The organism is Croceicoccus naphthovorans, assembly GCF_001028705.1.
Lineage (GTDB): Bacteria > Pseudomonadota > Alphaproteobacteria > Sphingomonadales > Sphingomonadaceae > Croceicoccus > Croceicoccus naphthovorans.
Genome location: NZ_CP011770.1, coordinates 24,300 through 46,646 on the forward strand (window position 1 = coordinate 24,300; position 22,347 = coordinate 46,646).

Sequence of the window (22,347 nt, forward strand, 5' to 3'; positions counted from 1 at the left end):
GGGGATTTTTTCACGAGCCGCGCTTTATCTGAATGGAAACCGTCTGTAGGCTTTGCGCGGATCGGGCAATGGGGGACAATCAGGGGTGGCCGATACCTTTCGGGTAGCGATTGTGGGTTCCGGCCCTGCGGGAATGAGCGCGGCCAGCCGCGCGGCCGCGCTGGGCATGGATCACGTCCTGCTGGAAAAGACCGACCACCTGTCTGACACGATCTTCAAGTACCAGAAGGGCAAGCACGTGATGGCCACGCCGTCACAGCTGATCCTTCGCTCCGACCAAGAATTCGACGCGGGCAAGCGCGAGGACATCCTTGGCAAGTGGAACGCACGCACCGCCGAACTGGGCATCAACGTCAAGTACAATGCCGAGGTAAAAGCGATCCGCGGCACCGGCCCGGCCATCCCCGGCAGTGTGCAGCAGATCGTGAAGCGCAATCGCGACGGCACCAAAGACGTCAAGGAAATCCAGCGCCATGAGGGCCCGTACGAAATCGAGCTGACCAGTGGCGAAAAGGTCATGGCCGAAACCGTGATCGTCGCCATCGGCACGCAGGGCAACCCGAACCTTGTGCGCAGTCCCGGCGGCAACCTGCCGCATGTGACCTATCAGCTGGACGATCCGACCGAGGTGCTGGACGAACACGTGATTGTCGTCGGCGTGGGCGACGCGGGGATCGAAAATGCGCGCGGCCTTGCCGAAGATGCGGCGCAAGGCAACGTCGTCACCATCCTCAACCGCAAGCCAAAGAGCACGAACGTCCGCGAAAGTTTCGCCAACGCCAAGGAACCCAACGCCAAGGCGCTGGTCGAGGACGATGCCGAGGGCAAACTGACGATCCGGTACGAGACCGAGATCAAGGAAATCGAGCCCGAGTGGGCCACGCTGACCACCCGCGACGGTGAAGAACGCATCCGCTGCGACCGGATCATCGCCCGCATCGGATCGGCCCCACCGCGCGCTTTTGTCGAACAGTGCGGCATCGCCTTTACCAGCGAGGACCGGCTGGCGTTTCCGCAATTGTCGCCGGTATTCGAAACGACCGCGCCCGGTATCTTCGTAATTGGCGCTTTGGCGGGATACCCGCTGATCAAGCATTGCATGAATCAGGGCTACGACGTCGTCGAGTTCATCAACGGCAATACCGAGCTTAAGCCCGCCGACGAGCCGTTGCTGGCCGAAAAGTTCGCCGGCCTGCCCGGCGGGCGCAGCGTGGACGACTGGCTTGAGTTCCTGCGCACCAACATCTCGATCCTGAAAGAGATGAGCCCGCTGCAAATGCGCGAGTTCATGCTCGACAGCGATGTGCGCAGCTATTCGCCACGCGAAGTCGTGTTCGAGAAGAACGCGCCGGGATCGTCGCTCTTCGCGATTGCCGAGGGCAAGGTCCACGTGCAGGTCGATGCGAACGATCCATCGAAGATCGTGCCCATCGATGCCGGCACCATCTTCGGCGAAGTCGGCCTGATTTCCGGTCGTCGACGCGGGGCCACCATCGTCGCGGCAGAGCCCACGATCTGCGTCGAGATCAGCCGCAATGCCGCGCTGAAACTGATGAGCCAGGTCCCGCCCGCCAAGCGGGAGATCGAGCGGATCAGCACAGAGCGGCAGTTGCTGCAGATGTTCGGTTCGGGCCTGATGCCCGCCGACATTGCCGAGGTTGTCGACACCGCCAAGATCCGCACGGTGCCCGCAGGCACCGCAATCATCACCGAGGGCGAAGAGGGCAAGAACATCTTCGTCATCCGCGTCGGATCGATGGTGGTGGAGAAAGAGGTCGGCGGAAAGCCGGTCTTCCTCTCCTACCTTCCCGCCGGTTCCTATGTCGGTGAAATGGCCCTGATCGACGGTGGTCAGCGCACCGCCACGGTACGCGCCGCGATCAAGAGCGAGGTGATCGAGATCGACGGCGAGGCGTTCGAACGCGTCCTTTCCGCCAAGCCGCAGCTGATGGAGAAGGCCCGCGCCGAAATGGATGTGCGCCGCCGGACGAACGCGCTGATCGAATCCAAGAAGGACAGCTTTTCCGGCGTCGTCGATCTCTATTCCGAACAGGCCAAGTTCCTTGTCGCGCAAGGGCTTGGCGAAGCGACCGACGTGCTGCTGATTGACGAAAAGCTCTGCGTCGGCTGCGACAACTGCGAAAAAGCGTGTGCCGATGCGCATGAAGGCTTGAGCCGCCTCGACCGTGAGGCGGGAAAGAGCTTCGCCAGCCTCCACGTCCCGACCTCGTGCCGCCACTGCGAGCATCCGCATTGCATGGCCGACTGCCCACCCAATGCGATCCATCGCGGGCCGGATGGCGAAGTGTTCATCGACGACACCTGCATCGGCTGCGGCAATTGCCAGCGCAACTGCCCCTATGGCGTGATCCGCATGGACAAGGTGCCGCCGAAGAAACCCTCGCTGCTGTCGTGGCTGTTCTTTGGCAAAGGCCCCGGCCCCGGCGAGCCGCCGACCAAGTGGTCGAAAAAGAACATGCCCTATAACGGCGACCAAGTGCATGACGAGGCGCTGGACCGCAAGAAGGCGATCAAGTGCGACATGTGCGCCGGGATCGACGGCGGCCCCGCCTGCGTCCGCGCCTGCCCGACCGGCGCCGCAATCCGCGTCGCGCCCGACGAATTCCTGACCGTCGCCCGGCTTGATTCCGAGACGGAGGGGCTGTGATGGCAAGCGTTCCGGGTCTCGAACAAACAGAAACGGCGGCGACCGCCGATCACACCACCACGACCGACAAGCCGAAAGCCCGGTCCAGGCGTTTTCGGCGCAAGACGCGCCGCAACAAGGTGACGAGCCACGACAGTTTCCTGTCCTACAAGGGCGGACGTTGGTGGAAGATTGCGGGGCTGCTCTGCCTTGTCAGCCTGCTCGCCTATATATTCGCGCCTCTGCCCGCGCAGCATTTCGGCGGGACGTGGCTCGGCTATACGCTGGGCACCATCGGCGCGGGCCTGATCGTGTGGCTGACGCTGCTGGGCGTGCGCAAACGCGCGATGACACCGGGTACGTGGAGTCTGAAGGCCTGGACCAGCGCGCATGTTTATCTCGGCCTGTCGCTGATCGTCGTCGCCACGCTCCACACCGGGTTCGATCTTGGCTGGAACGTCCATACGCTGGCGTGGGGTCTGATGATGCTCGTCATCGCATCGGGCATGGTCGGCATCTGGTTCTACTGGGCATTGCCGCAGGCGATGTCGCAGAACCGATATGACGAGGATGGCGCGGTCACCGAAAAGCAGATGATCGAGCAATTGCGCTCGATCGACCGCCAGATCCACGACGCGGCCCAGCCTCTCTCGCCCGAGGACGCCGCTGTGGTCGACCGCAGCCTAGAGCAGGACCCGTTCGACGGATCGGTTTGGAACCGAATGACGGGCCGCTATGCCAATTGCGAAACCCGCCGCGCCGCCGCGACCTTGCGCGAGGCCCGTGCCTTCCGCCCCCGCGTTGCCGACGACCCGCTCGACCGGGTCGATGCACTGCTCTCGCGGAAAGAGGCGATGCTGGCCCGCCTGCGCCGTCACCTGCGGCTGAAATCGCTGTTGCAGGTATGGCTCTACGTCCACGTGCCGACGACTTTCGCGCTGCTTGCGGCGCTGTCGGCGCACATCGTTTCCGTGTTCTTTTACTGGTGAGGCGGGCAGCATGACCTTCATCGTCCGCCAGATCTCGCTCAAGGCCAATGGCGAGGAAATCGTCCGCTCCACGAACGTAGAGGGCGACACCCTAACCATCGGGCGCAACGCCGCCTGCGATATTCACCTGCCTGACCTCGCCGTCGATCCGCGCCATGCGCAGGCCGTGATGCGGAATGGCGAACTGTTCGTCGAATCCATCGGCCAGCAACCGTTCGAGGTGAACGGGCGCAGCGTCACGCGGCGGGCGATCGACCTGTCGCGCGGGGCGGAGCTGACCTTCGGCGGCCACCGCATAAATATCGAACGCGGCGATGGCGGACCGACTTTCACCGTCCGCCGGGTCGAGGCGATCTCCGACGTGGCCGAGGAGAAAGACCTTGGTACCGTTTACACGTTGAAGGGCCTGCTTCCCGGAAAGCGGATGTCTGCGTGGATCTTCGCCGCATTGGTCATCGTCGCATGCCTTGCATGGCCAATCGGGGCCTATCTGACCCACAGGGACGATGAAAAGCGCGGCGGTGGCTATCACGGGGATGAAATCTGGTCCTCCGGCGACCTGACCCTGGCGCACAAGGGTCTGAAGGACGATTGCCAAGCCTGCCACGTCGATGCCTTCGTCGCGGTGCGCGATCAGGCCTGCCTGACCTGTCATCAGGACGACGCGCATTCGCACATCACCGGCCTTGCCGCCAACGATGCGACGCAGCGCCTTGTCGCGGCACGCGGCGAGCCCGGCCTGTTCGGACAGTTCGAGCGCGCGGTGGCCGACGGATTCAACCGGCCCGAAGGCAGGTGTGTCGAATGTCACATCGAGCATACCGGCGCCGGTGCTATGCAGGACACCCCCCAGAAATTCTGCACCGATTGCCACGACGGGATGAAAGCGCGATTGCCGGACACCAAGCTTCCTGACGCCAGCGATTTCGGGACTGGACACCCCGAATTCCGCCCGGCCCTGATCGTAAAGCCCGGCAATCGGACTTCCGAGAAACCGGTGCTGCGCCGCATGGCGCTGACCGCCGATGCGCATGAGAACAACGGCCTTAAGTTCACCCACGCAGAGCATATGGCTAAGACCGGCGGGGTTGCGCAGATGGTCCGCCGCCGCCCCGCCGAATACGACGGTCGCGACGCGATGGAATGCGCCGACTGTCATCGCCTCGATGCCACGAAGACCCGGTTCGCGCCGGTCGAGATGGAGAATGATTGCCAGTCCTGCCACGCGTTGGGGCTGGAGATGATCGACGGCACGACCCGCACATTGCGCCACGGCGAACCCGAACTGGTCGCCGCCGACCTGCGCGCCTACTTTCGGTCGGGCAATCCGCCGCGCCCCGCCAGTCTCTCGGGCGTGGCCCGCCGCGCGCCCGGCGACGGCCCCGCACAGGCGACCGCGCGCGATTTCGCCCGCGCCGTGCAGTTTTATCCGTCCCGCGCCGATGGGGCCGTTACGCGCGTTTTCTCGAAGGGCGGGGCCTGTTTCGACTGCCACACCGTGACCCGCGACGGCCCGGCGATCACCAACGGGTTCAACATTGTGCCCGCGTCGCAAAACCCGCGCTATTTCCGCAAGGGCTGGTTCACGCACGATGCCCACGCGAAGTACGAATGCGCCGATTGTCACGTAAACGCGCTGAAGAGCAATGACGCCAGCCGCGTACTGGTCCCCGGCATTGGCGGCGATGGCGGCTGCCGCTCCTGCCACGTCGGCGGCACCGGCAATGCGCTGATACCGGTGGAGCATCCGGTCGAGAGCGACTGCGCGATGTGTCACAGCTATCACGCCGACGACGGCCCGCCGTTCAAGGCTACAAAGCCGAAGACGATTGCTAGCCGGGCAACGGTGAGGTGACGCCCGTGCTGATAGCCCAGATCACCGATATCCACCTTGGCTTCGAACCGGATTCGCCGGGCGAGTTCAATCGCCAGCGGCTGGATCGCACGCTGGACCGGTTGGCCAGCCTCGACCCGCTGCCCTCGCTTCTGCTGCTGACCGGCGACCTGATCGACCGGGGCGACGTCGATTCCTATCGCCGCCTGCGCGAAGCGCTGGAAGGTTTTCCGGTGCCGTGGCACATGGCGTTGGGCAACCACGACGACCGCGCCAACTTTGCGGAAGTTTTCCCAGAGCATACCTTCACCGAAGGATTTCTGCAGTACGAGATCACGTCGAACCCAATGCGGTTGTTGGTGCTGGATACGCTGGAAGTCGGGCGTCACGGCGGCGGGTTTTGCAATACCCGCGCCGCGTGGTTGAATGCGCGGCTTGACGAAGACGCTGACACGCCGACGATCATCGTCCAGCACCACCCGCCCTTCGAATGCGGCATCCCGTGGATGAACACCGTCCCTGAAGAACCGTGGGTCCAGCGCCTGGCCGCCTGTCTGGCCGGACGGGACAACGTCCACACGATGGTCTGCGGCCACATCCACCGCGCTTCGGCCAGCGCGTGGAACGGGCTGGAAGTCGTGACCACCCCCTCCACCGCGCCGCAAGTCGCGCTGGAATTTGCCGCTATCGATACCGACGCCCCGGACCAGCGCCCTCTGATCGTCGCCGATCCGCCCGCCTATGCACTACACTTCTGGAACGGGCGCGAACTGGTCACGCACTGGGATACGGCGGAGCATCGCACGGTCCTCGCCCGTTACGACGCGAACCTTCAACCGATGATCGCGCATATGTTCGGGGAACGCCCGCCGCGGTAATCAAGCGGGTTTTCTGGCCGTGAAGAGTATGTGCCCGGCAAAGCGCAGCTTCAGGTAATTGGCCTTGCGCACATCGATCTTCCGCAACTTCAGCGCGATATCGATGGCGGGATATACGAACCGCATCCCCGCGATCCGACGCCCGGTGATCTGCCGTACGATCATCCCCAATCCTTCCGGCCCGGGCCGCATTTCTTCAAGGGCGAACCCATTGTCGGTCAGCACCCGATAAACGCCATAAGGGGTGTAGTTGAAAATCGAATAGGAATGATAGGGCTCTAGGGCGTAGACTCATTAGCGGCGATCCATAGGCGTGTGCAGAAGAGCTTGATGGCAGCGAGGAAGTTATCGCTTCGTTTGTCGTATCTGGTGGCCAAGCCTCTGGCGTTTTTGAGTTTCCCGAAGAAACGCTCGACCAGATTACGGTAGCGATACAGGAAGCTGCTGAACGCGAAGCCTTTGCGACGATTGCGCTTGACTGGGATGTTGGCGAAGCCACCCTGCGCGGTGATCTGACTGCGAATGGCATCGCTGTCATAAGCCTTATCGGCGAGAAAGGTGGTGGCGTTCGGCACGGCGGCCAGCAGCCTCTCGGCCTCACGGCAATCGCTCGCCTGGCCTTCGGACAGATGCAGTTGGATCGGCAGGCCGCGACCATCAACCAGGGCATGGATCTTGGTTGTCAAACCGCCCCGGGAACGTCCCATGCAGCGATTTGGGTCCCCCTTTTTAGGGTCGCACCGTGCTGGTGGACCCGGATGGAAGAACTGTCGATCATGACCAACTCGCCGTCGAAGGCTTGGCTCACCGCTTCGAGAAGGCGGTCCCACACACCGGCTTTGCGCCAGCGCACGAAACGGTTGTAGCAGGTGGTATGTGGGCCATAGCGCTCGGGAATATCAGCCCAAGGACTGCCCGTGCGAAAGCGCCACAATATCCCGTCGATGACCCGCCGGTCATCCACACGCGGAACCCCGCGAGGCTTGTTCGGCAACAACGGCTCGATCACCAGCCACTCATCATCGGTCAGTTCAAATCTACGACGCGTCATCCAAAGCTCCTTCCCGAAGCCTTGAATCAACCGCGCCCGCGCCGCGCAAGTCAGTTTATGAGTTTACGGCCTAGATAAGACAGCGCCGCCACGAACGTGCCGCCGGGTTTCAGGACGCGATAGATTTCCTGCAACAAGCTGTCGGGATGGCGGACGTGTTCGAACACCTGATTGCTGTAGATCGCATCGAAATGCCCCTGGTCGAAAGGCAATTCGATACCATCGTAGGTCAGAAAATGTTCGTCGCTTCTTGTCCGCGATGCGACTTCGGGCGATTGTTCGATGTCGATGCCGACGTATGAAGCCCCGGTCGAGCGGATCAGGTCGACCGCACGCCCGTCGCCGCATCCAAGGTCGAGGACAACGCCCCCGGACACTCCCTTGCGAAACATGTCGGAAAGGCGGGCCACGCGCGCGTCGTCGGTCGGGATAGTGTGCTCGATCTCGCCGTACTCGGGGCCTTCGAATGCTGCCACAGTTTGCCTTTCTAACGCGCCCCGGCCAGCTTTTTCGTCCGCCGCCGCTGAACCGAACTGCCCAGCCCGATCGCCTCGCGGTACTTCGCCACGGTCCGCCGCGCGAGGGCGAAGCCCTTTTCCTTCAAGAGGTCGACCAACGTGTCGTCCGACAGGATCGCATCGGGCTTTTCCGCGTCGATCAGCGCTTTGATCGCAGCCTTGACCGCCTCTGCGCTGGCCGCTCCCGCCTCCCCGCTGGCTGCAACACCGGACGAGAAAAAGTACTTTAGCTCGAAGGTCCCGCGCCCGCAGTTGAGGAACTTGTTGCTGGTCACGCGGCTGACCGTCGATTCGTGCAAGTCCACCGCCTCTGCCACCTCGCGCAGGGTCAGCGGGATCAGCGCGCTGACGCCGCGGCGGAAGAACCCTTCCTGCCGCCGCACGATCTCTCGCGAGACTTTCAGGATGGTCTTCTGCCGCTGGTCCAGCGCCTTCAACAGCCAGTTCGCGTCTGCGAGCTTCTCGCCCAGCCAGCCCGCCGCGCTCTTGTCCTTGCCGCACCCGGCTTTCAGCGTGGTGTAATAGGCGCGATCGATCACCAGTCGCGGCAGGGTCTGGCGGTTCAATGAAATCGCCCAGCCGCCGCTGCCGTCACCGCCGACGAAGACATCGGGCACGACCGGGGCAGCCGCCCCGCCGCCGATGCGACAACCCGGTTTGGGGTCATAGCTGCGCAGTTCGGCGATCATGTCGGCCAGATCCTCGTCATCGACGCGGCAAAGGCGGCGCAGTTGCGGCAGGTTGCCGCGCGCAAGCAGATCGAGGTTGGCGATCAACGCCTTCATGCACGGATCGTAACGGTCAGTCTCGATCGCCTGCAGCGCAAGGCATTCGGCCAAGTCCCGCGCGCCCACGCCGGTCGGGTCGAGCGACTGCACAAGACGCAACGCCGCCTCCGCCTCGGCCAGAGAGATGCCCAGTGTTTCGGCTACCTCGCCCAGCGGGATGGTCAGATATCCGGCTTCGTCCAACTGGTCGATGATCCAGCGGGCTGCGAATTGCTGCGACGCTGTCCCGCCAGCCGCGCCGATCTGGTCGTGCAGGTATTCGGCCAGCGTCATTTCGCCAGCCGCACGCTCGCCGATGTCGGGCAGCTCGTCGCCCGATCCCGCCACGCTGCCGGAGCCGGTGTCGTAATCGCGGTCCAGCATCTCACCCGCGATATCCAATGCGGCCTCACCATCGCCGCCCTCGCCCGGAACGGCTTCGTCGGGCGCTTCCGATACGGCGGGCGCTGCCGCCTCGCCCTCTTCACGGGCAAGATCGACTAGCGGATTGTCCGCCACCGCCTCGGCAATCGCGGCTTCCAGTTCCAGGTTCGACAGCGCGAGCAGGCGGATCGCCTGCTGCAACTGCGGCGTCATCACCAGCGATTGCGACTGCCGCAGGTCGAGACGGGGACCCAGTGCCATCGGTCAGATGCGGAAGAACGCGCACATATGGATCAGAGCGTAAAGCCCTCACCCAGATAGAGCCGCCGCACATCCTCGTTCGCAACAAGGTCCGCCGGGCTACCCGCGAACAGCACTTGCCCACCATAGATGATGCAGGCGCGATCCACGATATCCAACGTTTCACGCACATTGTGATCGGTGATCAGCACGCCGATACCGCGATTCTTCAGGTCGATCACAAGATCGCGAATATCGCCGATGGACAGTGGATCGATGCCCGCGAAAGGCTCGTCCAACAGCATGATGGACGGGCTCGCCGCCAGCGCCCGCGCGATTTCGCAGCGCCGACGTTCACCGCCCGACAGGGCCATCGCCGGACTTTCGCGCAGCCGGGTCAGGCCGAATTCGTCGAGCAAGCGGTTCAGTTCCCGCTCGCGCACTTCGGCATCGGGTTCGACCAGTTCGAGCACGCAGTTGATGTTCTGTTCGACGGTCATGCCGCGAAAGATGCTGGTTTCCTGCGGCAAATAGCCAAGACCAAGAATCGCACGGCGATACATCGGCAGCTTGGTCACGTCGGTGCCGTCCATCAGGATGCGACCCGAATCGGGCTTCACCAACCCCATGATCGAATAGAAACAGGTCGTCTTGCCCGCGCCGTTGGGGCCAAGCAGACCCAGCACTTCGCCCTTGGCCACCGATAGAGAAATGTCAGTCAGGATCGCGCGCTTGTCATAGCTTTTCGCGATAGAGACCACTTCCAGCCCTCCCTGCGGAATGGGGGGCGACGCGGTCTCCGCCGGGTCGACGGCGGGATCGATGGTCGTCTCGATATCGATGACGCTTGCTCCTGCATGTTGGCGATAACGCGCAAGGACCGGGCCTGGAACCCCGCCTTTGGCGACCGCACTCATTGCGCATGCACATAGCATCTGTGAGGGCAGGATGAAGCCCCTCGTTCGATGAATTGGCAGGATTCGTGCATGGCGCGCGGCGAAATATCGGCCAAAGCGCGGAGTGGGCTTGTTCGCGAACGGCACAATCCCGAGGATTCCGACCGCTTGACGCCGGTTCGCCCTTGGTATTTACTCTGAAAAAAGAAAGCAGACAGAGGAATGCCGATGACCCCCAACGGCAATCGCCACGGACGGACTGGAACCGCGCTTCACCCCGCGCCGCGCAGGGCAGCGCAGCCGCGCGACTGGCGCAAACGGATCAGCGACAACCTCGCCTATGGATTGCTGGTCTACACCGGTCTGCAAATTTTCGTGACGATGAAGCAGCTTAAGGAATTGAGCGGCACGATGCTGCCCTACATGGCGCTGATCGTGCTGGTCGGCGGCATCATTCCCGCCGCGCGCATGCTGGAACGCCATTGGGACAAGCTGGACGACATTCACGCCTTCGATCCGGCCGAAGCGCCCCGTTTCGCGCGCGACCGGGCCATTATCTGGGCCGCCGCGATCGGGTTGCCCTTTTTGCTCGCACTGATCGCCAAGGCGCTACATTCCTTAACCTGAAACCAAAACCGGCGGGTGCTTGCCCGCCGTACACCGATCGCCTATTCCTGCCGGACTGGTTACAAATATAACGAAAGTCCCCCTTTGCCGCAGGCCAATCCATGCTGAACCAGGCAGAGGCGCTCGATCGCTGCAACGCCCTCGTCAAACACGCGCGCTCCCTTGGCGCGGATGCCGCCGACGCGGTCTTCGTCGGATCGCAGAGCGAGAACGTGAACGTCCGGCTCGGCAATCTGGAAGCGGTCGACCGCTCCGAATCCGAACATTTCGGCCTGCGCGTATTCATCGGGCAGCGCAGCGCGACCATCGGGTCCAGCGCCATCGACAGCGCGAGCCTTGACGAACTGGCCTCGCGCGCCTGTGCCATGGCCGCAATCGCGCCGGAGGACAGCTCTGCGGGGCTGGCCCCCGAAGACATGTTGATGCGCGGCGAATTGCCGGACCTGGACCTCGTGTCAGACCCGACGCCGACCGAAATGTTGCGCGAAACCGCGCTGGCGATCGAAGACGCGGCGCGTGCCGTTGGCGGCATCACCAATAGCGAGGGCGCTGGGGCCGGAACCGGCCGCAGCACAATCGCGCTGGTCACCAGCCACGGCTTTGCGGGCGCATATCGCCAGTCGCAGCACAGCCGATCTGCGGCGGTCGTCGCCGGAACGGGCAACAAGATGGAGCGCGGCTCGGAATGGCGCGTCGCGCGGCATAGCCGCCTATTGCCCGATGGCGCGGCCGTGGGCCGCCGTGCGGCGGAACGGGCCGTGGCGCGGCTCAATCCCGAATCCATGCGCAGCGGGCCGATGCCGGTCGTGTTCGATCCGCTGGTCGGGCGCAGCCTGATTGGCCACCTGATCGGCGCAATGGCCGGCCCCGCGATCGCGCGCGGCGCCAGCTTTCTTCAGGATCACGAAGGCAAGCCCGTCTTCGATACCGGCATAACCATTATCGACGAGCCATTGCGCCCGCAGGGTCTGGCCTCGCACCCCTTTGACGGAGAGGGCCTGCCCACCGCGCCGACCACGCTGATCGCCGATGGCGTGCTGACCGGCTGGCTGCTCGATGCTGCCTCCGCACGCAAGCTGGGCCGCCGCCCCACCGGCCACGCGGTGCGCTCAGGCGGGGCGGCGCCCAGCGTTTCGACATCGAACGTCGTATTGCAAGCGGGGGCGGAAAGCGTTTCGGACCTGATCGCCGATATTGCCGATGGCGTGTATATCACCGACCTGATCGGACAGGGGGTCAACGGCGTGACCGGCGATTACAGCCGTGGTGCATCGGGCTTTCGCATCGTGGGCGGAGAGATTGCCGGGCCGGTTTCGGGCATCACTATCGCGGGCAACCTGCTGCAAATGTTCGCGCACCTGCGTCCGGCCAACGACCTTGAGATGACCCACGCCGTCAACGTACCGACGCTGCGGGTGGACGGGATGACCGTTGCGGGATGCTAAGGCTGACACGTCTTCCCCGCATCCTGTTTCCGATCCTGTTCGCCTGCCTGTTTCCGGCAGGCGGCGCGATGGCGGCGGTCCCACTGACCACCGCGCCGGAGAGCACCGAACCGACCGAAGACCCAGCAACTGGGGCCGCGATAGAGACCGACCGCGATGCCGGGGCCGACAAGCGCATCGCGAATCGCATCCGCGCAATTTTTGCCGCCATCGAAGGATTGCGCACAGTAGAAGTCGATGTCCGCGAGGGCGTCGTCAGTCTCTCGGGTAGCGTCGCCTCCGCCTCTGCCGCCGATCAGGCCGAGACTATTGCCTCGCGCGTGGCAGGCGTGGTCACGGTCAACAATTCGATAGAACGCGACCTCGACGTCGGCAGCAACCTTGCGCCCACAGTGAACACGATCACGGGCGAGGCCACGCGCCTCTGGCGTTCGCTGCCCTTGCTGGCTGTCGCCTTGGCGATTGCCGCCGTGGCCATCATCCTGGCCCGCCTCCTCGCCGGGGCAAGCGGATTGTGGCAGAGGCTGACGCCCAATCCCTTCATCGCCGAACTGGTCGCCAGCGCGCTGCGGTTTATCGGGGTGCTGCTGGGCCTTTACCTGATGCTCAAGATCCTTGGCGCGACCGCCTTGCTGGGTGCGCTGCTGGGTATTGGCGGGGTGATCGGCATCGCTATCGGCTTTGCCGTGCGCGATACGATCGACAACTACATCTCGTCGGTCATGCTTTCGCTGCGTCAGCCGTTCCGCGCCAACGACCATATCGTGATCGAAGGAAACGAAGGCCGCGTCATTCGCCTGACCAGCCGCGCGACCGTGCTGATGACGCTCGACGGCAACCACTTGCGCATTCCCAACGCCACCGTCTTCAAATCCGTCATCCTCAACTACACCCGCAACCCGCAGCGCCGCTTCGCCTTCGAACTGGGGGTCGATGCCGATGACGATCCGGTAGAGGGCATGGCCGTGGGCCTTGCCGCGATGGCCGCGCTGGATTTCGTGCTGAATGACCCGGAACCCGCCGCCCGGATCGAGCAGGTCGGCGATTCGAACATCGTCCTGCAGTTCCTCGGCTGGATCGACCAGTCGGAGACGGATTTCTACAAGGCGCGGTCGCTCGCGATCCAGGCGGCTAAGACCGCCCTGGAGGCAAAAGGATTCGCCCTGCCGGAACCGATCTACCGCCTGCGCATCGATCCGCGCAGCGCGCCGATGCCGACTGCCCTCCCCGCATCGACGCCGCCTGCCGCCGCGCTGCAACGACCAAAGGCCAGCGATCCCGCCACACCGGACACCCGGCCCGAACGGCACATCGCCGACCTTGTCGATCAGGAACGCCGCCAGAGCGGCGAGCGCGACCTGCTCGATTCGAACCGCCCTATCGAATAGGGTGGGCCGGCCGGATCAGGCCGCCTTGTCGTTCTTCGCGCGCTCGATCGCTTCCAGCACGATCTGCTTAGCTTCCTCGGCCCCGCCCCAATTACCGATGCGGACCCACTTCTCGGTCTCAAGGTCCTTGTAGTGGGTGAAGAAGTGCTCGATCTGCTGCATCACGATTTCGGGTAGGTGATGCTTTTCCGAAACGTTGGTATAGTACGGGAAGGTCGAATCCACCGGCACGCAGACCAGCTTTTCGTCGCCCCCGTGTTCGTCTTCCAGGTTCAGCACCGCAATCGGGCGGGCCCGCACAACCGATCCGGGCACAAACGGGCTGCGCGCGACCACCAGGGCGTCCAGCGGGTCGCCATCGGGCGAAAGCGTATGCGGGACAAAGCCATAGTTCGCCGGATAGCGCATCGGCGTGTGCAGGATGCGGTCGACGAACAAGGCGCCCGATGCCTTGTCGAATTCGTACTTCACCGGCTCACCGCCGACGGGCACTTCGATGATGACGTTGAGGCTTTCGGGCGGATTGTCCCCGGTGGGGATCAGGTCGATGCGCATCGAATTTTATGTCCTGTATCTTCTGGCTATGCCGCATTGCAGCACGTGGGTTGTGCGTGGGCCATTAGCGCGGGCGGCGCACCGCGCCAAGGCCCGCTTTGGTATTATTGGCCCGCATTGGACGGGCGGCCCGCTTTTCAGCGCCCATGAACAACGCTAAGGCGCGCGCCATGACAGGACAGCGCATCGAAACCCCGCAGGCCATCCGCGGCACGCAAGACATCTTCGGCCCCGATGCCGAGGCGTTCGCGCACGTCGTCGAAACGTTCGAGCGTGTGCGCCGCCTCTATCGCTTTCGCCGGGTTGAAATGCCGGTGTTCGAAAAGACCAGCGTTTTCAGTCGCAGCCTTGGCGAGACGACCGATGTCGTGTCGAAAGAGATGTATTCGTTCGAGGATCGCGGCGGGGAATCGCTGACCCTGCGGCCCGAATTCACCGCCGGGTTGGCGCGCGCCTACCTGACCGACGGCTGGAAACAGTACGCACCGCTCAAGATCGCGACCCACGGCCCGCTGTTCCGGTACGAACGTCCGCAAAAAGGGCGCTATCGCCAGTTCCACCAGATCGACGCCGAAGTGATCGGCGCAGCCGAACCGCAAGCGGATGTCGAACTACTGGTGATGGCGGATCAGCTTTTGCACGAACTGGGCATCGCAGAGGGCGTGACCTTGCAAATGAACACGCTGGGCGATGGCGACAGCCGAGAGGCGTGGCGCGCGGCGTTGGTCGAGTATTTCCGCGATCACGCATCGTCGCTGTCCGAGGATTCGCAGGATCGGCTGGAGCGCAATCCGCTGCGCATCCTCGATTCGAAAGATCCGCGCGACCGGCCGTTCGTGGCCGATGGGCCGAAGATCGACGACTACCTTTCGGGAGAGGCCCAGGACTTTTTCGGCGCGGTGACCGGCGGGCTGGACGCGGCTGGCGTGGCTTGGACGCGGATGGATTCGCTGGTGCGCGGGCTCGACTATTATCGCCACACCGCATTCGAGTTCGTAACCGACCGGCTGGGCGCGCAGGGTACCGTGCTGGGCGGCGGGCGCTATGACGGGTTGATCGAGGCGCTGGGCGGGCCCGAGACACCGGCGGTCGGCTGGGCTGCCGGGATCGAGCGTCTGGCGATGCTGGTGGGCGAACGCGAAATAGATGTCACCGATGTGATCGTCGTGGTCGAAGACGATGCCGCGATGGGCGAAGGTGTTGCCGCCGTGTCGCGCCTCCGCCGCAGCGGAACCAGCGCCGAACTGTTCGCGAGCGGTTCCCCGCGCAAACGCTTCGACAAGGCGGTAAAACAAGGTGCGAAGGCGATCTATGCGCTCTCGATCCGCGACGGTCAGGTGGCCACCCGCATCAAGGCCGAGGATAACATGGCCGCCATGATCGAGACGGCACTGGCCGACTGATCCGTGCAGGTTTCCGCCACCAAGATTTCCGACGAACGCCTCGCCCAGATCGCGCAGCGCTTTTCCGAACTGGAAGCGCGGCTCGCATCGGGCACGCTGGAGGGCGATGCCTTCATCCAGGCCAGCCGCGACTATGCGGAACTGGAGCGTGTCGCGCGCGAAGCGGCAGACGTTGCCGCCATGCGCGCCGAACTGGCCGGCTTGCAGGAGATGCTGGCCGATCCCGAAATGAAGGCGATGGCCGCCGAAGACATCGCGCGGATCGAAGCCGACCTGCCCGATGCCGAACAGCGGCTCGCCATTGCGCTGCTTCCACGCGATTCCGCCGATGCGCGGCCCGCGATGCTGGAAATCCGCGCTGGGACCGGCGGGGACGAGGCCGCCCTGTTCGCCGCCGACCTGTTTCGCATGTACGAACGCTTTGCCGCCGAACAGGGCTGGAAGGTCGAGACGATCAGCGTCAACGCCAGCGACATCGGCGGTTTCAAGGAAGTGGTCGCCAACGTTTCCGGCACGGGCGTGTTCGCCAAGCTGAAGTTCGAAAGCGGCGTCCACCGCGTTCAGCGCGTACCGGTCACCGAATCGGGCGGCCGCATTCACACCAGCGCCGCCACCGTCGCCGTCCTGCCCGAACCGGACGAGGTCGACGTGCAGATCGCTGACAACGACCTGAAAATCGACATCTACCGCGCGTCAGGCGCGGGGGGGCAGCACGTCAATACAACCGACTCCGCCGTCCGCATCACCCACCTGCCCAGCGGCATCGTGGTGACGCAGCAGGACGAACGCAGCCAGCACAAGAACAAGGCCAAGGCGATGCAGGTCCTGCGCGCGCGCCTATACGAAAAGATGCGCGACGAGGCGCATGGGGCCGAGGCCGAGGCGCGCAAGGCGATGGTCGGCAGCGGCGACCGGTCCGAACGCATCCGCACCTATAACTTTCCGCAAGGCCGCGTGACCGATCACCGCATCGGCCTGACACTGCACAAGCTGCCCGAAATTCTCGAAGGCACCGGCCTTGGCGAACTGGTCGATGCGCTGATTTCCGAAGATCAGGCCGCGCGTCTTGCAGCCCAGAACGAAGCGGCCTGAGCCTTGGTGAGCGTAGCCGATACGCTGCGCAACGCCGCCCGCGCGCTGGAAGGGGTGAGTCCATCGCCCCGGCTCGATGCCGAACTGCTGATGGCGGATGCGTTGGGCACCGGCCGTTCCGAAATGTTGCTACGCCATGGACGTGACGACGTGCCCGAGGTCTTCGCTCCCCTGCTGGAGAAGCGCATGGCAGGCCAGCCGGTCGCGCAGATCATCGGGCATCAGGAATTCTACGGCCTGTCGTTCAAGGTCACGCCCGCCGTCCTGATTCCGCGCCCCGATACCGAAACGCTGATCGACGCGGCGCAGCAGGCGTTTGGCGATCGCGCCCCGACGCGTATCCTCGATTGCGGCACTGGCACGGGGGCGTTGTTGCTGGCCGCGCTCTCGATCTGGCCCGAATCAACTGGCATCGGGATCGAACGCAGCCCCGCCGCCCTTGCCGTGGCACAGGAAAACGCGGCAGAACTTGGCATGGCGGACCGCGCTGCAATGCAACCCGGCGACTGGACTGCGCCCGGATGGACGGACGATCTCGGCCCGTTCGACCTGATCCTGTCGAACCCGCCTTATGTCGAGACCGACGACCCCGACCTTGCCCCCGACGTTCGCGCCTATGAACCGCCAGAGGCGCTGTTCGCCGGGGCAGACGGGCTTGACGACTATCGCCAGCTGGTCCCGGCATTTCCTGATCTTCTCGCAAAAGACGGCATCGTGATCATCGAAATAGGCTCACGACAAGCCGATACGGTCTCCGCAATTGCCCGCGCAACGGGCCTTTCGGTCGAACTGAAGCACGACCTCGCAAACAACCCCCGCGCGCTTTTATTGCGAGATATCGCCGAATAACCGCAGCAAAAGGGGTTGGCAGCAGCGTTTTTTGCCGATAGGCCTGTAATCAGACAGGGGGGCGGACGTAGATTCCCGCAAGCCTGTCGATCCTCCCGTCCCGAATTTTCGTGGCCTGCCAAAGGCAGGGCCGATGCTGGACGGTCAGGAAGGTCTATCGCCCGCATTTGGATTTTAGGGGGGTAGCCTGAACTAGGCGGCCCGTAGCCATTGTGGCCCGGGCGTTCCGACTGAGTGGCGCGAAGGAAGTTTGACCGGCGCCGGACATAGGGAACAGTCTGACTTGAACAACAATCGTGGCAACAATCGCCGTCGCGGCCGGAACAACAACAACCGGCAGCAGGGTGGCGGTCAGCATCTCAACCGGATCGACAGCCGGGCGCGCGGCAATGCGCCCCAGCTTCTCGACAAGTATAAAAAGCTGGCCGAAGACGCACATCGCAACGGCGATCGGGTGCAGGCGGAATACTACCTGCAGTTTGCCGACCACTATTTTCGCGTGATCGCCGACGGCAAAGCCCGTCAGGACGAGCAACGGCAAAAGCGCGATGATGAGCGCAACGACGACCGCGGCGGGTCCGAGAACGATTCCGATGATTCGCAGGATAGCGACAATTCGGGCAACCGCCGTCGCCGCCATAACGAAGCGTCGGAGGAAAATCCCTTTACCCGCGACAATCGCCAGCGTCGCCAGCGCAACCAGCGCCGCGATGACGACGACCGTTCCGGCGATGACCGGGAAGAGACGGAGAAGGCCGTCGGCAACGATGGCGGGCTCGATCCACAGGCGCTGCCGCCTTCCATCGGCGATACCGAGGAAAAGCCCAAGCGTCGCGGCCGCCCTCGTAAGGCAGATACCGAAGCCAGCGGCGAAGAGGAAGCTCCGAAACGCCGTGGCCGCCCCCGCAAGGTAGAGGCCGAGGGTGAGGAAGAAGCCCCCAAGCGTCGCGGTCGCCCCCGCAAGGTGAAGGCCGAGGACGAAATGGCATCGGACGAAGACATGCCCCAGGCGGTCAACGGCTGACATCACGTTGGTGAGCGGGTAAGCGCGCCCGCATGACAACCGCACTCAGCATTTCCGGCAAGCGGCCGGGCACCTTTCTTGCAAGGGTGCCCGCGCCGCTTGCGGCGTTTCTGGCCGGGGCCGTCGCGGCCACCGGGTTCCAGCCGCTTGCGCTCTGGCCGCTGACCTTGGCGGCGTTCGCGCTGCTGATGCACTTGCTTTGCGGGGCCAGTGGGCCGAAGCGGGCGGCGCTGATCGGCTGGCTGTTCGGTGTCGGGCATTTCTGGCTGGGCAACAACTGGATTGCCACCGCCTTTACCTATCAGGCGGAAATGCCGGCATGGCTGGGCTGGGTCGCGATCTTCCTGCTTTCGCTCTATCTCGCGGTCTATCCGATGCTGGCGGGACTTGCCGCATGGGCCATCGGGCGGCGTTTGCCGGGGCCAGTGCCGTTCGTGCTGACTTTTGCGGCGACGTGGATCGTCACCGAGTGGATGCGCGGCTGGGTGTTCACCGGTTTCGCGTGGAACCCGCTGGGCATCGTGACACTGGGCGGGTTCGACCGGCCCGGGCTGGCGCTGGTTTCGCAGTTTCTGGGTACTTATGCCTTGTCGGGACTCGTCGTGCTGCTGGCCGGATGCTGGCTTGCCGCCGCCGTGCTGATCCCGGCGCGGCGGTACATAGCGGGCGGGGTGGTGCTGATCTTGCCGGTCGCGCTGATGCTCGCGCCCTTCCCGCCGCCGGGCCAGCGCGAGGGCGCGCTCGACTTCACGCTGGTTCAGCCCGACGTGCGTCAGGACGACCTGAACAACCCGCGCCATTTCGAACCGAACTTCATCAAGACCGCACGCTTGAGTGGCCAACCAACACCCGCGAACGAACGCAAATTGGTGCTCTGGCCCGAATCGGGGGTGCCGGACTATCTACGCGGCGGCTATCCCAGCCGCTATTACATCGCGACGACCTTTGCCGCCGATCCCGATCTGGCGCGAGAGCGGATTGCCGACGTCATCGGGCCGGGCGGGATGCTGCTGACGGGCACGGTCGACCTCGTCATCGATCCCGCCGCCAAGCGCGCGATCGCGGCGGAGAACGTGGTGACCGCCGTCGGACCCGATGGCGAAATCGCGGGTGGGTATGCCAAGGCGCACCTCGTCCCCTATGGCGAGTACCTGCCGATGCGCAGCCTGCTTGAGCCCATCGGCCTGTCGCGGCTGGTGGCGGGCACGCTGGACTTCCGACCCGGTCCGGGGCCGCGCACGATCGATCTTGGCCGCTGGGGCAAGGCAGGGGTACAGATCTGCTACGAGATCGTGTTCTCTGGGCAGGTCGTCGATCCCGATGTGCGGCCCGACTATATCTTCAACCCCTCGAACGATGGCTGGTTCGGTGCGTGGGGCCCGCCGCAGCATCTGGCGCAGGCCCGGCTGCGCGCAATCGAAGAGGGTTTGCCGGTCCTGCGCTCCACCACCACCGGGATCAGCGCGTTGATCGATGCGGGCGGCGTGGTTCGCGCCTCTATCCCGAAGTACGAAGCCGCCTCGATCAGCGGCAAGATACCTCCTGCGCTGGCCCCCACGCCCTTCGCACGGATGGGCAACTGGCTGGCGATGGGCTGGGCTCTGCTGCTGCTTGTCGCAGCAATGGTTGCCAGCCGCCGCCGCCGGGGTTAGAGCACATATAAAGAAAGCTTTATACCTGATCCGCCACCCGGCGGATGGCTCAATCGCACAGGCCTGATCCATGCGCTCAAACTATCTCTTCACCTCCGAATCGGTGTCGGAGGGGCATCCAGACAAGGTCTCGGACCAGATTTCGGACGCCATCGTCGACCTGATGCTGTCGAAAGATGCCGAAGCGCGCGTCGCCTGCGAAACGATGACGACAACGCAGCTTGTCGTCCTGTCGGGCGAAATCCGGTGCAAGCCGATGTACGACGAAAGCCGCGAGGACTGGGCCGAAAACGGATACTGGGCCCCCGGCGCGAAGGAAGAGATCGAGGACACGGTCCGCAACGTCGTGCGCGAAATCGGGTATGAGCAGGACGGCTTCCACTGGGAACGCCTGCGGTTCGAGAATTTCCTCCACGGCCAGTCGGCCCACATCGCGCAGGGCGTCGATTCGGACGAAGCCAGCGCCAAGGATGAAGGCGCGGGCGATCAGGGCATCATGTTCGGTTTTGCCTGCGACGAAACGCCCGACCTGATGCCCGCAACGCTGGATTACAGCCACAAGATCCTGCACCGTCTGTCGGACGACCGCCATTCGGGCAAGGCACCGTTCCTTGAACCCGACGCCAAAAGCCAGGTCACGCTGCGCTTCCGCGACGGCCAACCCGAAGCGTGCACCGCCATCGTCGTTTCCACACAGCACAAGCCGGGATACGACACGGGTGAGCGCGATGCCGAGCTGAAGAGCTATGTCAAAGGCGTGATCGCCGACATCTTGCCGCACAACCTGCTGTCGGATGAGACCGAGTATCACATCAACCCGACCGGCAGCTTCGAGATCGGCGGCCCGGACGGGGATGCGGGCCTGACCGGGCGCAAGATCATCGTCGACACCTATGGCGGTGCGGCCCCGCACGGCGGCGGCGCGTTCAGCGGCAAGGACCCGACGAAGGTGGACCGTTCGGCCGCCTATATTGCGCGCTATTTGGCGAAGAACATCGTCGCGGGCGGCTTTGCCAAGCGCTGCACGATACAGCTCTCCTACGCCATCGGCGTGTCGCACCCTCTCTCGCTCTATGTCGATACCCACGGCACCTGTGCCGATGGCGTGACCGACGAGGGGCTGGAGAACGCGATCCGGTCCATCGACAGCCTTGGTGGGTTGACCCCGCGCGGCATTCGCACCCGGCTCAACCTGAACCGCCCGATCTATCGCCCCAGCGCTGCCTACGGCCATTTCGGGCGTCCGGCGAACGACGGCTACTTCCCGTGGGAAGCGACCGATCTGGTGGACGAATTGAAGGCCGCGCTCGCCAAGTAAGGCGCCCGTCAGCTCGGGTTTTTATTTTCCTACAGGTCGGCGGCGCGATCATGGGGGCGGTTTCCCTTCGAACGGAGACCCGCCCGCCATGCCCGCCCTGCCCTACGATCCCGCGCGCCCCACGATTACCCCGCGCATCGCCGCCGAACTGATCCATCACGAGGGCATCGTGCCCGAAGCCTATCGCGATTCGGTGGGCGTCTGGACGTGGAGCGTTGGCATCACCGATGCCTCCGGCCACCGCGTGAGCCGCTATCGCGACCAGCCGCAGCCGTTGTCGCGCTGCCTCGAAATCTATCTCTGGGCCTTGCAGAACCGATACCTGCCCGCCGTGTTGGAGGCGTTCGGAACGGTTCAGCCCGAGGAGCATGAGCTGGCCGCCGCGCTGTCGTTTCACTGGAACACCGGCGCAATCCGCCGGGCCGACTGGATGCGCCTGCTTCGTGAGGGCGACCGTGATTGCGCCAAGCGCGCGATGCTCAACTGGTGCCGCCCGGCCAGCCTTGCCCTGCGCCGCAAGCGGGAACAGGCGCTGTTTTTCGACGGGCGCTGGGCAAACGACGGGACGGCGCTGATCTATTCAGTCGCCAAACCATCCTATCGCCCCAAGAAGGGCCGCCGCGTGCCGATCATAGACACACTGACCCTGCTGCTGGGCGGGGGTCCGGCGCGAGAGCCTTTGGCCGAAGCGGGAGCGTTGCAGCCTGTTCGGCCGCAAACCACCCGCCAACGCGACAACTGGTTTACCCGCCTCTTCGCCTGCTGACGAATGGCGGCGGGGGCGGTAACA

20 protein-coding genes are annotated in these 22,347 nt (G+C 64.2%); 14 read left to right on the forward strand and 6 right to left on the reverse strand.

The features are described from left to right. The first annotated feature begins 85 nt into the window (after positions 1-85). From AB433_RS00135 to AB433_RS00150, 4 genes are read left to right on the forward strand one after another with little or no spacing between them, the layout of a single operon-like run. Positions 86-2,668, forward strand: coding sequence for a cyclic nucleotide-binding domain-containing protein (locus AB433_RS00135; RefSeq protein ID WP_156170619.1), 2,583 nt, complete (start codon positions 86-88; stop codon positions 2,666-2,668). Beyond that, on the forward strand, positions 2,668-3,636 hold the full coding sequence (locus AB433_RS00140) for a hypothetical protein (protein ID WP_245626534.1): 969 nt from the start codon (positions 2,668-2,670) through the stop codon (positions 3,634-3,636). The genes AB433_RS00135 and AB433_RS00140 overlap by 1 nt, the downstream gene beginning before the upstream one ends. A 10-nt stretch (positions 3,637-3,646) precedes the next feature. Next, positions 3,647-5,491 (forward strand): cytochrome c3 family protein, encoded by a 1,845-nt coding sequence (locus tag AB433_RS00145; protein ID WP_047819467.1) that lies wholly within the window; start codon positions 3,647-3,649, stop codon positions 5,489-5,491. 5 nt (positions 5,492-5,496) lie between these two features. Next, positions 5,497-6,348 (forward strand): metallophosphoesterase, encoded by an 852-nt coding sequence (locus AB433_RS00150; RefSeq protein ID WP_047822879.1) that lies wholly within the window; start codon positions 5,497-5,499, stop codon positions 6,346-6,348. On the opposite strand, the gene AB433_RS00155 is transcribed toward AB433_RS00150, so the two are convergent. The 5 genes from AB433_RS00155 to lptB all read right to left on the reverse strand — a co-directional run bounded on the left by AB433_RS00155 (position 6,349) and on the right by lptB (position 10,225). Continuing rightward, positions 6,349-6,513 carry a hypothetical protein gene (locus tag AB433_RS00155; RefSeq protein WP_156170620.1) on the reverse strand — a complete coding sequence of 55 codons (165 nt, stop codon included), beginning with the start codon at positions 6,511-6,513 and terminating at the stop codon, positions 6,349-6,351. Positions 6,514-6,626: 113 nt separating this feature from the next. Continuing rightward, positions 6,627-7,399 (reverse strand): IS5 family transposase gene (locus AB433_RS19745; RefSeq protein WP_156170621.1). Its coding sequence is split into 2 segments (ribosomal slippage): positions 6,627-7,081 and positions 7,081-7,399, totalling 774 coding nucleotides; the frame shifts between segments, so codons are not numbered across the junction. A 50-nt stretch (positions 7,400-7,449) separates the two neighbouring features. Then, positions 7,450-7,875 carry a class I SAM-dependent methyltransferase gene (locus tag AB433_RS00170; RefSeq protein ID WP_053058900.1) on the reverse strand — a complete coding sequence of 142 codons (426 nt, stop codon included), beginning with the start codon at positions 7,873-7,875 and terminating at the stop codon, positions 7,450-7,452. 11 nt (positions 7,876-7,886) lie between these two features. Further along, positions 7,887-9,329: an RNA polymerase factor sigma-54 gene (gene rpoN, locus AB433_RS00175; RefSeq protein ID WP_047819470.1), complete on the reverse strand. Its 1,443-nt coding sequence runs from the start codon at positions 9,327-9,329 to the stop codon at positions 7,887-7,889. 32 nt (positions 9,330-9,361) lie between these two features. Continuing rightward, positions 9,362-10,225, reverse strand: coding sequence for an LPS export ABC transporter ATP-binding protein (lptB, locus tag AB433_RS00180; RefSeq protein ID WP_245626535.1), 864 nt, complete (start codon positions 10,223-10,225; stop codon positions 9,362-9,364). A 207-nt stretch (positions 10,226-10,432) separates the two neighbouring features. Here lptB and AB433_RS00185 point away from each other — a divergent pair, with 207 nt between their 5' ends. The 3 genes from AB433_RS00185 to AB433_RS00195 all read left to right on the forward strand — a co-directional run bounded on the left by AB433_RS00185 (position 10,433) and on the right by AB433_RS00195 (position 13,664). Then, complete coding sequence (locus tag AB433_RS00185; RefSeq protein WP_047822886.1) at positions 10,433-10,831, forward strand: hypothetical protein; 399 nt, start codon at positions 10,433-10,435, stop codon at positions 10,829-10,831. Between the two features lie 101 nt (positions 10,832-10,932). Then, positions 10,933-12,276 (forward strand): TldD/PmbA family protein, encoded by a 1,344-nt coding sequence (locus tag AB433_RS00190; protein ID WP_047819471.1) that lies wholly within the window; start codon positions 10,933-10,935, stop codon positions 12,274-12,276. After that, positions 12,270-13,664 carry a mechanosensitive ion channel family protein gene (locus tag AB433_RS00195; protein ID WP_047819472.1) on the forward strand — a complete coding sequence of 465 codons (1,395 nt, stop codon included), beginning with the start codon at positions 12,270-12,272 and terminating at the stop codon, positions 13,662-13,664. Before AB433_RS00190 ends, AB433_RS00195 begins: the two co-directional genes overlap by 7 nt. Positions 13,665-13,679: 15 nt before the next feature. On the opposite strand, the gene ppa is transcribed toward AB433_RS00195, so the two are convergent. Further along, entirely contained in the window at positions 13,680-14,219 is a 540-nt protein-coding gene (ppa, locus tag AB433_RS00200) for an inorganic diphosphatase (protein WP_047819473.1), read from the reverse strand. A 146-nt stretch (positions 14,220-14,365) separates the two neighbouring features. Between ppa and hisS the strand changes: the two genes are divergently transcribed. The 7 genes from hisS (at position 14,366) to AB433_RS19220 (ending at position 22,323) form a co-directional block, all read left to right on the forward strand. Next, the gene (gene hisS, locus AB433_RS00205) at positions 14,366-15,622 is read left to right on the forward strand and encodes a histidine--tRNA ligase (protein ID WP_245626536.1); all 1,257 of its coding nucleotides are present in this window, start codon (positions 14,366-14,368) and stop codon (positions 15,620-15,622) included. A gap of 3 nt (positions 15,623-15,625) precedes the next feature. After that, positions 15,626-16,714 (forward strand): peptide chain release factor 1, encoded by a 1,089-nt coding sequence (prfA, locus tag AB433_RS00210; protein WP_053058901.1) that lies wholly within the window; start codon positions 15,626-15,628, stop codon positions 16,712-16,714. Between the two features lie 6 nt (positions 16,715-16,720). Next, entirely contained in the window at positions 16,721-17,563 is an 843-nt protein-coding gene (gene prmC, locus AB433_RS00215; protein ID WP_047822896.1) for a peptide chain release factor N(5)-glutamine methyltransferase, read from the forward strand. A 283-nt stretch (positions 17,564-17,846) separates the two neighbouring features. Further along, positions 17,847-18,587, forward strand: a complete 741-nt coding sequence (locus tag AB433_RS00220) for a DUF4167 domain-containing protein (protein ID WP_082134713.1) — start codon at positions 17,847-17,849, stop codon at positions 18,585-18,587. A 32-nt stretch (positions 18,588-18,619) separates the two neighbouring features. Beyond that, positions 18,620-20,239: an apolipoprotein N-acyltransferase gene (gene lnt / locus AB433_RS00225; protein WP_082134714.1), complete on the forward strand. Its 1,620-nt coding sequence runs from the start codon at positions 18,620-18,622 to the stop codon at positions 20,237-20,239. A 70-nt stretch (positions 20,240-20,309) separates the two neighbouring features. After that, positions 20,310-21,557, forward strand: coding sequence for a methionine adenosyltransferase (metK, locus tag AB433_RS00230; protein ID WP_047819474.1), 1,248 nt, complete (start codon positions 20,310-20,312; stop codon positions 21,555-21,557). Between the two features lie 88 nt (positions 21,558-21,645). Next, entirely contained in the window at positions 21,646-22,323 is a 678-nt protein-coding gene (locus tag AB433_RS19220) for a lysozyme (protein ID WP_053058902.1), read from the forward strand. Positions 22,324-22,347: the final 24 nt, after the last annotated feature.